This is a genomic window from Brevundimonas sp. (genome assembly GCF_050729455.1).
Lineage (GTDB): Bacteria > Pseudomonadota > Alphaproteobacteria > Caulobacterales > Caulobacteraceae > Brevundimonas.
The window spans coordinates 20,002-31,302 of sequence record NZ_JBOHLI010000042.1 but is presented as its reverse complement, the minus strand read 5'-3'; the positions used below and the strand labels follow the sequence as shown (position 1 = coordinate 31,302).

Sequence of the window (11,301 nt, the reverse complement as noted above, 5' to 3'; positions counted from 1 at the left end):
CCGCCGCCCTGACCCGCGCCGGCGGCCGGGCCGAGGTCGTTCCCGCGCCGGGCGACAGCCACCGCACGATCAACACCGGCTTCGGTCAGGCCGCCGATCCCGAGGGCGAACGCGCCGCCGCCTTCATCGCCGTCGAGGCGCGCCGCCTGCATTCCGCGCCCGGCCCCGCGCGTGCTAGACAGGGATCATGAACCCGTCCTGGATCGTCATGCTGCTGGTCGTGCTCGCGGGCGGGGCCACGGCCTTGCAGGCGCCGACCAACGCCCGGCTGGCGGGGGCCGCGGCCTCGCCGGTCAATGCGGCGCTCATCTCCTTTCTGGTCGGGACGGCGGCGCTGAGCCTGCTGGCCCTGACGCTGCAGACCCGGCCCGACGCGGCGGCGATGAAGGCCCTGCCCTGGTGGACCTGGATCGGCGGCCTCTACGGCGCGATCTTCGTGGTCTGCGCCGCCTGGAGCGTGCCGCGCCTGGGCGTGGCCCTGACCGTTATCCTGATGGTGGCGGGCCAGATTCTGATCAGCGTCCTGCTGGATCACTTCGGCGCCCTCGGCGTGCCGAAACAGCCGCTGAACCTGACGCGGCTGCTGGGCGTCCTGCTGGTTTTCGGCGGCGTGCTTCTGGTCCGGCGCGGCTGAGCCTATATCCGCTGCGATGACCGACGAGACGATCGAGATCGAGGGCGACGCTCCGGCCGAAGCCCTGCCCCTGCAGGCGACCGCCCTGATCGCCGACGAGGCGCGCCGCGCCCCCGACAAGCCCGGCGTCTATCGCATGTACGGCGAGGACGGCGACTGCCTCTATGTCGGCAAGGCCAAGTCGCTGAAGAAGCGCATCGTCCAGTACGCCCAAGGCCGTTTCCACACCCAGCGCATCGGCCTGATGGTGTCGCTGACGCGCTCGATGGAGCTGGTGGTCACCACCACCGAGACCGAGGCCCTGATCCTCGAGGCCGGCTACATCAAGCGGCTGAAGCCCCGCTTCAACGTCCTGCTCAAGGACGACAAGTCCTTCGCCGAACTGATGATCCGCCGCGACCACCGTGCGCCCCAGGTCCGCAAGCATCGCGGCGCCCACACGGTTCCGGGCGACTACTTCGGCCCCTTCGCCTCGACCTGGGCGGTCAATCATACGCTGAACACCCTGCAGAAAGCGTTTTTGCTGCGCTCCTGTTCGGACAGCGTCTACGAGACCCGCACCCGGCCCTGCATGCTGCATCAGATCAAGCGCTGCTCGGCCCCCTGCACCGGCCTGATCAGCCTGGAGGACTACGGCGAGCTGGTCACGGAGGCGGAACAGTTCCTGCGCGGCAAGTCGCGGGCGGTCATCGCCCGTCTGTCCGGCGAGATGCAGGCGGCGTCCGACGAGATGGAGTTCGAGCAGGCCGCCCGTCTGCGCGACCGCATCCGCGCCCTGACCGCCATTTCCATGGAGCATTCGGTCTCGGCCGAGAACGTGGGCGAGGCCGACGTCTTCGCCCTGCACGCCGAAGGGGGCCAGGCCTGCGTCCAGGTCTTCTTCTATCGCGCCGGTCAGAACTGGGGCGGGCGGGCCTATTTCCCGCGGGTGGACCGCAGCGACAGCGACCCCGTGATCCTGGGCGCCTTCCTGGGCCAGTTCTACGAGGACAAGCCGGTCCCGCGTCAGATCTTGACCAATGTCCGCCCGCACGAGTTCGAACTGCTGCAGGAAGCCTTCACCCTGAAGGCCGGGCGCAAGGTCGAGATCCTTCAGCCCCGGCGCGGCGACAAGCAGACGGTCCTCGACCACGCCTTGACCAACGCCCGCGAGGCCCTGGGCCGCAAGCTGGCCGAGAACTCGGCCCAGTCGAAGATTCTGGACGAGGTCTGCGAGGCCTTCGGCCTGGACGCCCGGCCGGAACGGATCGAGGTCTATGACAACGCCCACATCCAGGGGACCAATCCGGTCGGCGGCATGGTGGTGGCCGGGCCCGAGGGCTTCCGCAAGAACCAGTACCGCAAATTCAACATCCGCGGCGACGACCTGACCCCGGGCGACGACTACGGCATGATGCGCGAAGTCATGCGTCGCCGCTTCGGCAAGATGGTCAAGGACGAGGAGGCCGGCGAAGTCGTCGAACGCCCCGACCTGCTGCTGATCGACGGCGGGGCGGGGCAGCTGGCCGAGGTGCTGGCGGTTCTGGCCGATCTGGGCCTCGACGACATCACCGCCGTCGGCGTGGCCAAGGGGCCGGACCGGGACGCGGGCAAGGAGCATTTCTTCATGCCCGGCAAGCCGCCCTTCATGCTGCCGCTGAAGAGCCCGGCCCTCTATTACATCCAGCGGCTGCGCGACGAGGCCCATCGCTTCGCCAACGGCGCCCACGCCAAGCGCCGCTCGATGGACATCAAGAAGAACCCACTGGACGAGATCGAAGGCGTGGGTCCGGGACGCAAGAAGGCCCTGCTGCACGCCTTCGGCTCGGCCAAGGGCGTCAGCCGCGCCGCCGTCGCCGACCTGATCAAGGTGCCCGGCGTCAATCAGCCGCTGGCCGAACGCATCCACGCCTTCTTCCACAAGTCCTGAAACACGCGCATTTGCGGTTGAGCCGCGACGGGTCGCGGGTCTAGGAAGGCGCTCATGACCGATGAATTGACCAAGGGCTATCACCGTTTCCGCCAGAACCGGTGGCCGTCAGAACGCGCCGAATACGAGGCCCTGGCCACGAACGGCCAGAAACCGCACACCCTGGTCGTGGCCTGTTCCGACAGCCGCGCCGACCCGGCCCTGATCTTCGACACCGCGCCGGGCGAGCTGTTCGTGGTGCGCAACGTCGCCAACCTGGTCCCGCCCTATCAGCCGGACGGCAAGCTGCACGGCGTCTCGGCGGCGCTGGAGTTCGGCGTCAACGTGCTGAAGGTCCAGCACATCGTCGTCATGGGCCACGCCGCCTGCGGCGGGGTCAACGCCATGATGAACGGCGCCCCGTCCAATTGTCAGGACTTCGTCGCCCCCTGGGTGGCCCAGGGCGTGCCCGCCGTCAGCGCCGCCATCGAGGGCGTTCCCGCCGATCAGACCGAGACCGTCGCCGAGGAGGCCGTGGTGCGCCTGTCGCTGGACAACCTGCGTACCTTCCCCTGGATCGCCGAGAAGGAAGCGGCGGGCGAACTGCGCCTCAGCGGCCTGCACTTCGGCATCGCCGCCGGCATCCTGACCAAGCTGACGGGCGCCAAGCGGTTCGAACGCCTGGACTGAGCCAGGGTCGCCGCCCTCGCCCCGCTCTCGATTCGGGCGGCGAACCATGCCACACCGCAGGCGTTGCAATGGACGTGATGATGACCCCTGCCCATAAAGCCAATCCGATCCCCAACATCCTGACCAGCATCCGTCTGGCGGCCGGGGTGGTCATGTTCCTGCTGCTGGCGGGCGCGACCAGCGGCATCCCCTTCGTCTCGGCCATGCTGAGCCCCGACGACCAGTTCGCCATGTACCGAACGGGCTTCTGGATCTTCGTTATCGCCGCCTCGACGGACTGGATCGACGGCTATCTGGCCCGCCGCTGGAACGCCACGACGCGCTGGGGCGCCATCCTGGACCCCATCGCCGACAAGATCCTGGTCACGGGCGCCATCCTGGGCGTGCTGACGAGCGGCTCGGTGCAGCAGATCATCATCCCCTGCGGCCTGATCCTGTTCCGCGAGTTTGCCGTCTCGGCCCTGCGCGAGACCATGGCCGGGCGCATCAACCTGCCCGTCACCCTGGCCGCCAAGTGGAAGACCACGCTGCAGATGGTGGCCCTGGGCTGCCAGCTGTTCGCTCGCAACTGGGACGGCTGGGGCCTGCCCTTCGACTACCTGCCCCACTTCCAGCTGTTCGCCGACACCCTGATCTGGTTGGCGGCCCTCATCACCCTGTGGACCGGCTGGCAGTATTTCAACGCCGCCCAGAAGCAGATGCGGGATCTGTGATCAGCCGCTTCCTCGGTCCCTTCTCCCGAGGGGAGAAGGTGGCCCGAAGGGCCGGATGAGGGTCGCCGATATCCGTCGGCGTGAGCCGCCACGCCACGGCTGCCGCCGACTGGAACCGTAGCCCCTCACCCTTTCACCTGACCAATCGCTTCGCTCTTGGAGGCTCAAGCCCTCTCCCGCCGGGAGAGGGTTTCTTTATTTGAGCGCCTTTTCCATGACCACGAAGGTCAGATCGCGGTCCGACAGGCCGATGGTGGTTTCGTCCAGCGGGAAGGGCCGGGTTTCGCCGGTCAGGGCGTAGCCCCGTCGCTCGTACCATGCGATGAGCTCGGAACGCTGACGGATGACCGTCATCTCCATGCGGGTCGCGCCGAAGCGGGCGACGGCCTCGGCTTCGGCGGCCTCGATCAGCAGGCGGCCCAGACCGCCCGCCTGACGGGTCGGATCGACGGTCAGCAGGCCGAGATAGGCCAGACCTTCGCCCTGATCCGCCACCTGGACGCAGCCGGTCAGGACGCCGTCGACCTCGGCCAGCAGGATGACCCGCGAGACGTCGGCGAGGATGTCCAGAAGCTCGGCCTCGTCGGTGCGCTGGCCGCCCAGCAGGTCGGCCTCATGCGTCCAGCCGGCCTTCGCGCTGTCGCCGCGATAGGCGCTTTCGACCAGGCGATGCAGCGCCGCCACGTCCGAAGACGCAGCGGGCCGGAAGCTCGGGGCGGTCAACGGCGCGACCGGCGAGCGGGCTTGGGCGCGCTGACGCCCAGTTCCTGGATCAGGTGATCCATGCCGTAGACGTCGCGCAGGGCCGTGGTCACGGCCTGGGTGGTGACGATGACGCTGCGGTTGACGTTGCGGTCATAGCCGTAGGCGTTGCGCTGGGTCAGGACGGTGGAGTCGAAGTTGGCGCCGATGATCTCGCCCTTGGCGTTGACGGCGGGCGAGCCCGACGAGCCGCCGATGGTGTCGGACGAGACGGCCATGTTCATCACCGCGTTCGGGTCGATGCGGTCCCTGGCGGCCAGCAGCTTGGGCGCGACGTTGAAGGGCTCGGCCCCCGTCGCACGATCCCACAGGCCGGCGAAGGTGGTGAAGGCGGCTATACGTTGGCCCGGAACGTCCGTGCCCTCGACCCGGCCGTAGGTCAGGCGCAGGGTGCCGGTGGCGTCAGGATAGACGGCGTCGCCATAGGCGGCGAAGCGAGCCGCGGCCAGTTGCTCCGAGGCGCGGTCGGTCGGGGCCTTGACCTTGTTGTCCCAGTCGGCGCGGACGGCGCGGGCGTCGGCGTCGATGGCCAGGACATACTGGATCAGCGGGTCGGTCGAGGCCTGGACGGCGGGCAGGCCGCCTTCCCACAGGGCGCGACGCACGGCCGGGTCAGCCAGCTTGGTGCCGGTGATCAGACGCGCCGACAGGTTTTCCGGACTTTCCTTGCCCAGCAGGGTGCGGACATAGGGGCTGTCGACGGTCAGCCATTCACGCGTCTTGGACAGCCACCACTCCAGACGGATCTGCTCCAGCGCCGCATAGGTCGGACGCTCGGCGAAGAGGCTGGACTGCACGCCCGGCAGGCGGCTGTCGGCGAACTCGGCCAGACGCTGATCCGACGGCTTGGCCCGCTCCTGGGCGCCGCGCACGATGGCCCGCGCCCACTGGAACAGGGACGAACCGCCCGCCACCGAGGTGGTGCCCATGCCGGTGCCGCCTTCCAGCAGGGCCATCGGGGCGTAGAGCTCGCGGGCCAGAGGCTGGACGCCGTCCAGCGTCGCCCACGGATCGGTCTGGCCGCCCGCGGCGCGGGCGCGGAAGTCGGCCTCGGCCTCGGCCTTGGTCGCCATGAAGGCGGGGTCGGTCAGGGCGCGCATGCGGCCCAGGCCGCGTTTGTAGGTGTTCTCGACGCCGACAATGGGGTCCATGGCGATGAAGGCCTGTTCCTCGCCTTCCTCGGAATAGCGGATCAGGCGACCGCGCAGTTCAGAGGCGATCAGCTGGTCCATCGGCAGGACCACGTCGCGGATGGTCATCAGCTGCGACTGGGTCAGCAGACGCTGGGTCGCGCCGGGGTTGCCGGTGACGAAGACGGGCTCGCCCTCGGTCGGCTTGTTCGGGTTCCAGGTGAAGTGGGTCGGCGTCTCGACCGGCTTCCCGTCTTCATAGAGGCGGATGAAGGCCGCATCGATGGCGAAACGCGGGAAGGAGAAGTTGTCCAGGTCGCCGCCGAAGGTCGCGGCGCGGTCTTCCGGCGCCCAGGCCAGACGCACGTCGGAGTATTTGCGGTACTTGTAGAGCTTGAACTGGCCGCCGCGATACAGGCTGACGACCTGGCAGCGGATCTTGGGATCAGTGCCGCAGGCCTCGGTCTCGATGCGGCCGGCCTCGGCCTCGCGCGCCTGGGTGAAGGCCTGGCCGTCCAGACCCTCGCCCGCCTTGTGCAGGCGTGCGGTGACGTCGACGATCTCGGTCAGGATCTCGGCCGTGGCGCCGGGGCATTTCAGCTCTTCTTCGCGGCTGCGCGGGGTGAAGCCGGTGTCGGCGTACTGCACCTGGGGCGTGGACAGGTTGGCGACGCAGGTGGCGACGCAGTGGTTGTTGGTCATCACCAGCCCCTGGCCGGAGATGACGCCCGCCGAACAGCCGCCGAACTTCACCGACGACAGCCGGACCTTGTCGAGCCAGGCCTGATCAATCGAGGTCCCCAGCGTCTGGTTGGCGCGGCCGATGGGGAAGTTGTCGTAGGTCCACATGCCTTCTTCAGCCTTGGCGGAAGAGGCGGCGGCGAAGGCCAGAACCGCAACGGAGGCGAAGAGCAGATGACGCATGGAGAACTCCTGATCCTCATGGCCCCGAAGAGGGGCGTCGGTTTCGGACCCTGATGAGGAAAAACAGAGGCCAATTCGTCTGAATAGTCTGAAATCGGTCGGAAGGACGAAAGGAGCCTAGCAGGCCGATGCGTCAGACGGGGGCGTGGTTCCTTCTCCCCTTGAGGGAGAAGGTGGGCGCCCGAGGGCGCTCGGATGAGGGGTGTCGGCGCCATGTTACGAAAAAGGGGAGCCGGCGGCTGGCTGAATTTCAACCGAAGCCGCCGACACCCCTCATCCGTCATGCTGCGCATGACACCTTCTCCCTCAAGGGGAGAAGGGTCTTAAATCAGCGCGTCACGCCCAGTTCGCGCAGGAGGCGCGGCTGATTGTAGACGCTGCGCAGGGCCTCGGTGACGGCGGCGGTCGAGACCGTCACCGTGCGGTTCAGTTCGCCGTCGTAGCCGTACGAACCGCCCAGGGAGTGGATGTTGCCGTCGAAGGCGGCGCCGATCACTTCGCCACGGGCGTTGATCACCGGCGAGCCCGAGTTGCCGCCGATGATGTCGTTGGTCGAGACGAAGTCATAGACGGTGGCCTTGTCGACCCGGCTCTCGGCGTCGACGAACCGCTGGGCCGCGTTGAACGGCTCGGCGCCCGTGGCGCGCTCGTACAGGCCGCCGATCTGGGTGAACGGGGGCACGGTCACGCCGCGATAGGTCCAGCCCTTCACCTGACCGTAGGACAGGCGCAGGCTGAAGGTCGCGTCGGGGTAGAGGTTGTCGCCATAGACGGCGAAGCGGGCCTGGGCGACCTTTTCGGCGGCGCGCGCGGTCGGGCCGTTGACCCCGGCGTCCCACTGGGTGCGGACGGCCTGTGCGGCGGCGTCGTTGGCCAGGACGAAGGCGATCATCGGGTCGCCCGAGGCGGCCAGCTGTTCCGGCGTCATGGCCAGGGCCTGGGCGCGGAAGGCCGGGTCGATCAGCTTGCTCTCGACCAGACGGGCGGCGATGCCCTCGGGGTTTTCGCGGCCCAGCAGCGCCTTCACATTGGCGTTGTCGACCGTCAGGTATTCGCGGGTCTTGGACAGCCAGAAGGCCAGCTGGATCTCCTCGATGCCCTTGGCGATCGGGGCTTCCGAGGCCAGGCGACGGCCCAGGGCGGCGATGTCGCTGTCGGCGTAGCCGGCGCGGCGCTCGGCCACCGGCTTGGCGCGTTCCTTGGAGGCGCGGACGATGGCGCGGGCGTAGGCATAGAGGGTCGAGCCGCCGCCGGCGTTACCTTCCAGCTGGCGGTAGGGCAGGTAGAGGTCGCGGGCCGTGGCCTGCACCTTTTCCAGGTCCGACCAGGGATCGCCGATGCGTTGCAGCAGGGCCGGATCGGCGGCCACGCGTTCGCGCAGCTCGGTTTCCTCGGCGCGCTTCTTGGCCATGAAGGCCGGGTCGGTCAGGGCGCCCTGCTGGCCGTAGTTGACCTTGAAGCCGTTCTCCAGACCGAAGATCGGGTCGACTGAGACGCGCTTTTCTTCCTCGCCCGTGGTCGAATATTCGATCAGACGGCCGCGCAGTTCCGAATTCTGGATCAGGCTGACGGGGAGCTGCTGGTCGCGCAGACGCTCCAGCTGGCTCATGGTCAGCAGACGCGAGGTCGAACCGGGGTTGCCGGCGACGAAGGTGACGTCGCCCTCGGCCGGGGCGTTCGGGTTCCACTTCAGATGGTTCGGCGTGGCGACCGGCTTGCCGTCCTCGTAGGCGCGCAGGAAGGCCGCATCGAGGGCGTAGCGGGGGAAGTTGAAATTGTCCGGGTCGCCGCCGAAGAAGGCCGCCTGGAACTCCGGCGCGAAGGCCAGACGCACGTCCTCGTACTTGCGGAACTGATAGAGGGCGTACTTGCCGCCGCGATAGAAGCTGATGACCTGGCAGGTCAGCTTGCGGTCGTCGCCGCAGGCTTCCTTCTGAATCTTGTCGACCTCGGCCGAGCGAGCCTGGACGAAGGCCGCGCCTTCCAGGCCGGCGCCGGCGCCCAGCACGCGCTCGGTCACGTCGGTGATGTCGGTCAGGACCTCGGCGGTCTGGCCGGGGCAGGTCTTTTCTTCCTCGCGCGTGACCGGCATCCAGCCGTTCTTGACGTAGTCGTTCTGGGCCGTGGACAGGTCCTGGACGCAGGAGATGACGCAGTGGTGGTTGGTCAGGATCAGGCCTTCACCCGAGACGAACGAGGCCGAGCAGCCCTGCAGGCGCACGGCGGCGTTGCGGACGCGGTCCAGCCAAGCCTGGTCGATGCTGGTGCCGTACTTGTCGTTCACCGTCTGGATCGGGAAGTTGTCGAAGGTCCACATCCCCTCGTCGGCGCGGGCCGGCGTGGCGGTCACGCCGGCCATGGCGGCGGCGACGCCCAGCGCGGCTAGCGAGGCGGTGAAGGAAAAGGTGCGGCGAAGCGACATTCAGGCTCTCCCGACGCGCGAGGCCCGGCGCCTCGCGTCTGTTTATTGTGTGACCAGCGCCGTCGAAGGACGGGCTTCAAACCCCCTTAGTCCCGCGACGCTTCGGGGGGAAGCCGCAGCCTTACCCCGATTTAACTTGGCCCCGGACCCGCACGCCGTCAGATAACGCTGCAAGTCAGGGGTTTGAGACGCGTCATGTCACTCGCGCTATCCACGCTGCTCTTCGAGTGGCGACGTTATATGGCCGCCGTCATGGCGCTGGCCCTTTCGGGCCTGCTCGTGCTGGCGATGACCGGGGTCTTCATCGGCATCGGCAAGGGCTTCACCGCCCAGATCGAGCGCTCGGCCGCCGACATCATCATCATGCAGCCGGGCGCCAAGAGCCTGATGGGGGGACCGTCGGGCGTGCCGCGCCGCTTTATTCCGCTGGCCTACAACCATCCGGCCGTGGTCGAGGTGCAGCCCCTGGACGGGGCCGGCGGCAGCTTCCAGTCGGTCAAGGAGGTCGACCCGACCCGCAGCCAGGCCGACAATGCGCGTCAGGGCGCGCCGCGCCAGAAGTTCGTCCAGGCCAGCATCATCGACACGACGCCCGGCTCGGTCACCATTCCTACCGACTATTCGCGCGAACTGGTCGACGCCCTGCGTCAGCCCTACACCGTGGCCATCGACGAGACGGCCCTGACCACCCTGGGCGTCAAGCTGGGCGACAAGGCCCTCTATAACGGCCAGACCGTCACCGTCGTCGGCGTCACGCGCGGCTATCCCAACATGATGCAGCCGAACATCGTCATGTCGCGCGACACCCTGCGGATGGTCGGTCAGGCCGACACCGGACCGCGCGTCGGCCCGCTGATGATCAAGCTGCGCGACCCGTCGCAGTCCTCGATCGTCGCCGCCCAGCTGAATGAGACGGGCAACGGCCAGTGGAAGGCCTGGACACGCCAGGAGCTGGCCGACGCCAACGCCGGCGCCATGTTCGAGGAAGGCATCCTAGTCATCATCATCGGCGGCTGCGTGGTGCTGGGCATCATCATCGGCGTGGCCATCACCTGGCAGACCCTGCGCGGCGCCATCATGGCCAACATCAAGGAGTTCGCCTCGCTGCGCGCCCTGGGCGTCGGCATGGGATCCTTGCGCCGCATCGTCATGGAGTTGAGCTTCTGGGTCGGCGTAGTCGGCGTCGCCGCCGCCATCGGCCTGACCTGGCTGCTGTCGCTGTTCGCCATGTCCAAGGCCGTCATCATCGCCCTGCCCCTGCCCCTGCTGATCGTGGTCGGCGGCGGTCTGATCGCCATCGCCATGGTGTCGGGCCTGCTGTCGATGGGCATCCTGAAGAAGAGCCAACCTGCGGACCTGCTGCGATGAACATTCACACCAAGGTGCACGGCAAGCACGGCGAGTTCGCCATCGAGGCCAAAGGTCTGGTCAAGCGGTTCAAGTCCGGCAAGAACTATGTGGAGGTGCTGAAGGGCGTGAATTTCGACGCCCGCCACGGCGACCTGACCATGGTCATGGGACCGTCCGGGTCGGGCAAGTCGACTCTGATCGCCGCCCTGTCCGGCCTGCTGAAGCCCGAAGAAGGCCGGGTCGACGCCCTGGACATGGACGATATGTGGTCCTTCTCGTCAGGCAAGATCGACAAGTTCCGCCTGGATCACTGCGGCTTCATCTTCCAGGGCTTCAACCTGTTCCCGGCGCTCAGCGCCCTGCAGCAGGTGACGACGGTGCTGAAATTCCAGGGCCTGACCCCGGATCAGGCCAGGAAGCGCGCCACCCTGGCGCTGGAAGAAGTCGGCCTGGGCCATCGCCTGCATCAGCGCCCGGCGGCCCTGTCCGGCGGCGAGAAGCAGCGCGTCGCCATCGCCCGCGCCCTGGCCAAGGACCCGCAGATCCTGTTCGCCGACGAACCGACCTCGGCCCTGGACGGCGAGAACGGCCAGGTGGTCATCAAGCTTCTTCGCCGCGCCGCCACCGAACACGGCGCGGCGGTCGTCTGCGTGACCCACGACCCGCGCCTTGAGGCCTGGGCCGACCGGGTCATCCACATCGAAGACGGCGTGATCATCGACGATCAGCGCCGCATCCCCAATCCCGACGCCGTTCTGGCCTCGCACTAGACACCGATCCTCAAGGAC

General features: G+C 67.9%; 9 protein-coding genes and 1 pseudogene. 7 read left to right on the top strand and 3 right to left on the bottom strand.

Features of this window, described 5'->3' with window-relative positions:
* The 5 genes and pseudogenes from ACREEF_RS11330 to pgsA form a co-directional block, all read left to right on the top strand.
* Positions 1-191, top strand: a pseudogene (locus tag ACREEF_RS11330) (hypothetical protein); the annotation flags it as partial.
* Positions 188-634, top strand: coding sequence for a DMT family transporter (locus ACREEF_RS11325; protein ID WP_431565684.1), 447 nt, complete (start codon positions 188-190; stop codon positions 632-634). The pseudogene ACREEF_RS11330 and the gene ACREEF_RS11325, both read left to right, overlap by 4 nt.
* 16 nt (positions 635-650) lie before the next feature.
* The gene (gene uvrC, locus ACREEF_RS11320; protein ID WP_431565683.1) at positions 651-2,543 is read left to right on the top strand and encodes an excinuclease ABC subunit UvrC; all 1,893 of its coding nucleotides are present in this window, start codon (positions 651-653) and stop codon (positions 2,541-2,543) included.
* A 54-nt stretch (positions 2,544-2,597) separates the two neighbouring features.
* Positions 2,598-3,212 (top strand): carbonic anhydrase, encoded by a 615-nt coding sequence (locus ACREEF_RS11315; protein ID WP_431565682.1) that lies wholly within the window; start codon positions 2,598-2,600, stop codon positions 3,210-3,212.
* A gap of 80 nt (positions 3,213-3,292) precedes the next feature.
* Complete coding sequence (gene pgsA / locus ACREEF_RS11310) at positions 3,293-3,925, top strand: CDP-diacylglycerol--glycerol-3-phosphate 3-phosphatidyltransferase (RefSeq protein ID WP_431565681.1); 633 nt, start codon at positions 3,293-3,295, stop codon at positions 3,923-3,925.
* A 195-nt stretch (positions 3,926-4,120) separates the two neighbouring features.
* On the opposite strand, the gene ACREEF_RS11305 is transcribed toward pgsA, so the two are convergent.
* The 3 genes from ACREEF_RS11305 to ACREEF_RS11295 all read right to left on the bottom strand — a co-directional run bounded on the left by ACREEF_RS11305 (position 4,121) and on the right by ACREEF_RS11295 (position 9,163).
* Positions 4,121-4,648: a GNAT family N-acetyltransferase gene (locus ACREEF_RS11305; protein ID WP_431565680.1), complete on the bottom strand. Its 528-nt coding sequence runs from the start codon at positions 4,646-4,648 to the stop codon at positions 4,121-4,123.
* Positions 4,645-6,741 carry a S46 family peptidase gene (locus ACREEF_RS11300; protein WP_431565679.1) on the bottom strand — a complete coding sequence of 699 codons (2,097 nt, stop codon included), beginning with the start codon at positions 6,739-6,741 and terminating at the stop codon, positions 4,645-4,647. Before ACREEF_RS11300 ends, ACREEF_RS11305 begins: the two co-directional genes overlap by 4 nt.
* 328 nt (positions 6,742-7,069) lie before the next feature.
* A complete protein-coding gene (locus ACREEF_RS11295) occupies positions 7,070-9,163 on the bottom strand; it encodes a S46 family peptidase (RefSeq protein WP_431565678.1) in 2,094 nt (697 codons plus the stop codon).
* 195 nt (positions 9,164-9,358) lie between these two features.
* Here ACREEF_RS11295 and ACREEF_RS11290 point away from each other — a divergent pair, with 195 nt between their 5' ends.
* Positions 9,359-10,531 (top strand): ABC transporter permease, encoded by a 1,173-nt coding sequence (locus ACREEF_RS11290; protein WP_431565677.1) that lies wholly within the window; start codon positions 9,359-9,361, stop codon positions 10,529-10,531.
* The gene (locus ACREEF_RS11285; protein ID WP_431565676.1) at positions 10,528-11,283 is read left to right on the top strand and encodes an ABC transporter ATP-binding protein; all 756 of its coding nucleotides are present in this window, start codon (positions 10,528-10,530) and stop codon (positions 11,281-11,283) included. The genes ACREEF_RS11290 and ACREEF_RS11285 overlap by 4 nt, the downstream gene beginning before the upstream one ends.
* Positions 11,284-11,301 lie beyond the last annotated feature (18 nt).

What these genes read in the sequence shown, in the direction of transcription:
- ACREEF_RS11295 (WP_431565678.1), bottom strand. Translation starts at nt 9,163, where the DNA reads ATGTCGCTTCGCCGCACCTTTTCCTTCACCGCCTCGCTAGCCGCGCTG.
- pgsA (WP_431565681.1), top strand. Translation starts at nt 3,293, where the DNA reads ATGACCCCTGCCCATAAAGCCAATCCGATCCCCAACATCCTGACCAGC.
- ACREEF_RS11290 (WP_431565677.1), top strand. Translation starts at nt 9,359, where the DNA reads ATGTCACTCGCGCTATCCACGCTGCTCTTCGAGTGGCGACGTTATATG.
- ACREEF_RS11300 (WP_431565679.1), bottom strand. Translation starts at nt 6,741, where the DNA reads ATGCGTCATCTGCTCTTCGCCTCCGTTGCGGTTCTGGCCTTCGCCGCC.
- ACREEF_RS11325 (WP_431565684.1), top strand. Translation starts at nt 188, where the DNA reads ATGAACCCGTCCTGGATCGTCATGCTGCTGGTCGTGCTCGCGGGCGGG.
- uvrC (WP_431565683.1), top strand. Translation starts at nt 651, where the DNA reads ATGACCGACGAGACGATCGAGATCGAGGGCGACGCTCCGGCCGAAGCC.
- ACREEF_RS11315 (WP_431565682.1), top strand. Translation starts at nt 2,598, where the DNA reads ATGACCGATGAATTGACCAAGGGCTATCACCGTTTCCGCCAGAACCGG.
- ACREEF_RS11285 (WP_431565676.1), top strand. Translation starts at nt 10,528, where the DNA reads ATGAACATTCACACCAAGGTGCACGGCAAGCACGGCGAGTTCGCCATC.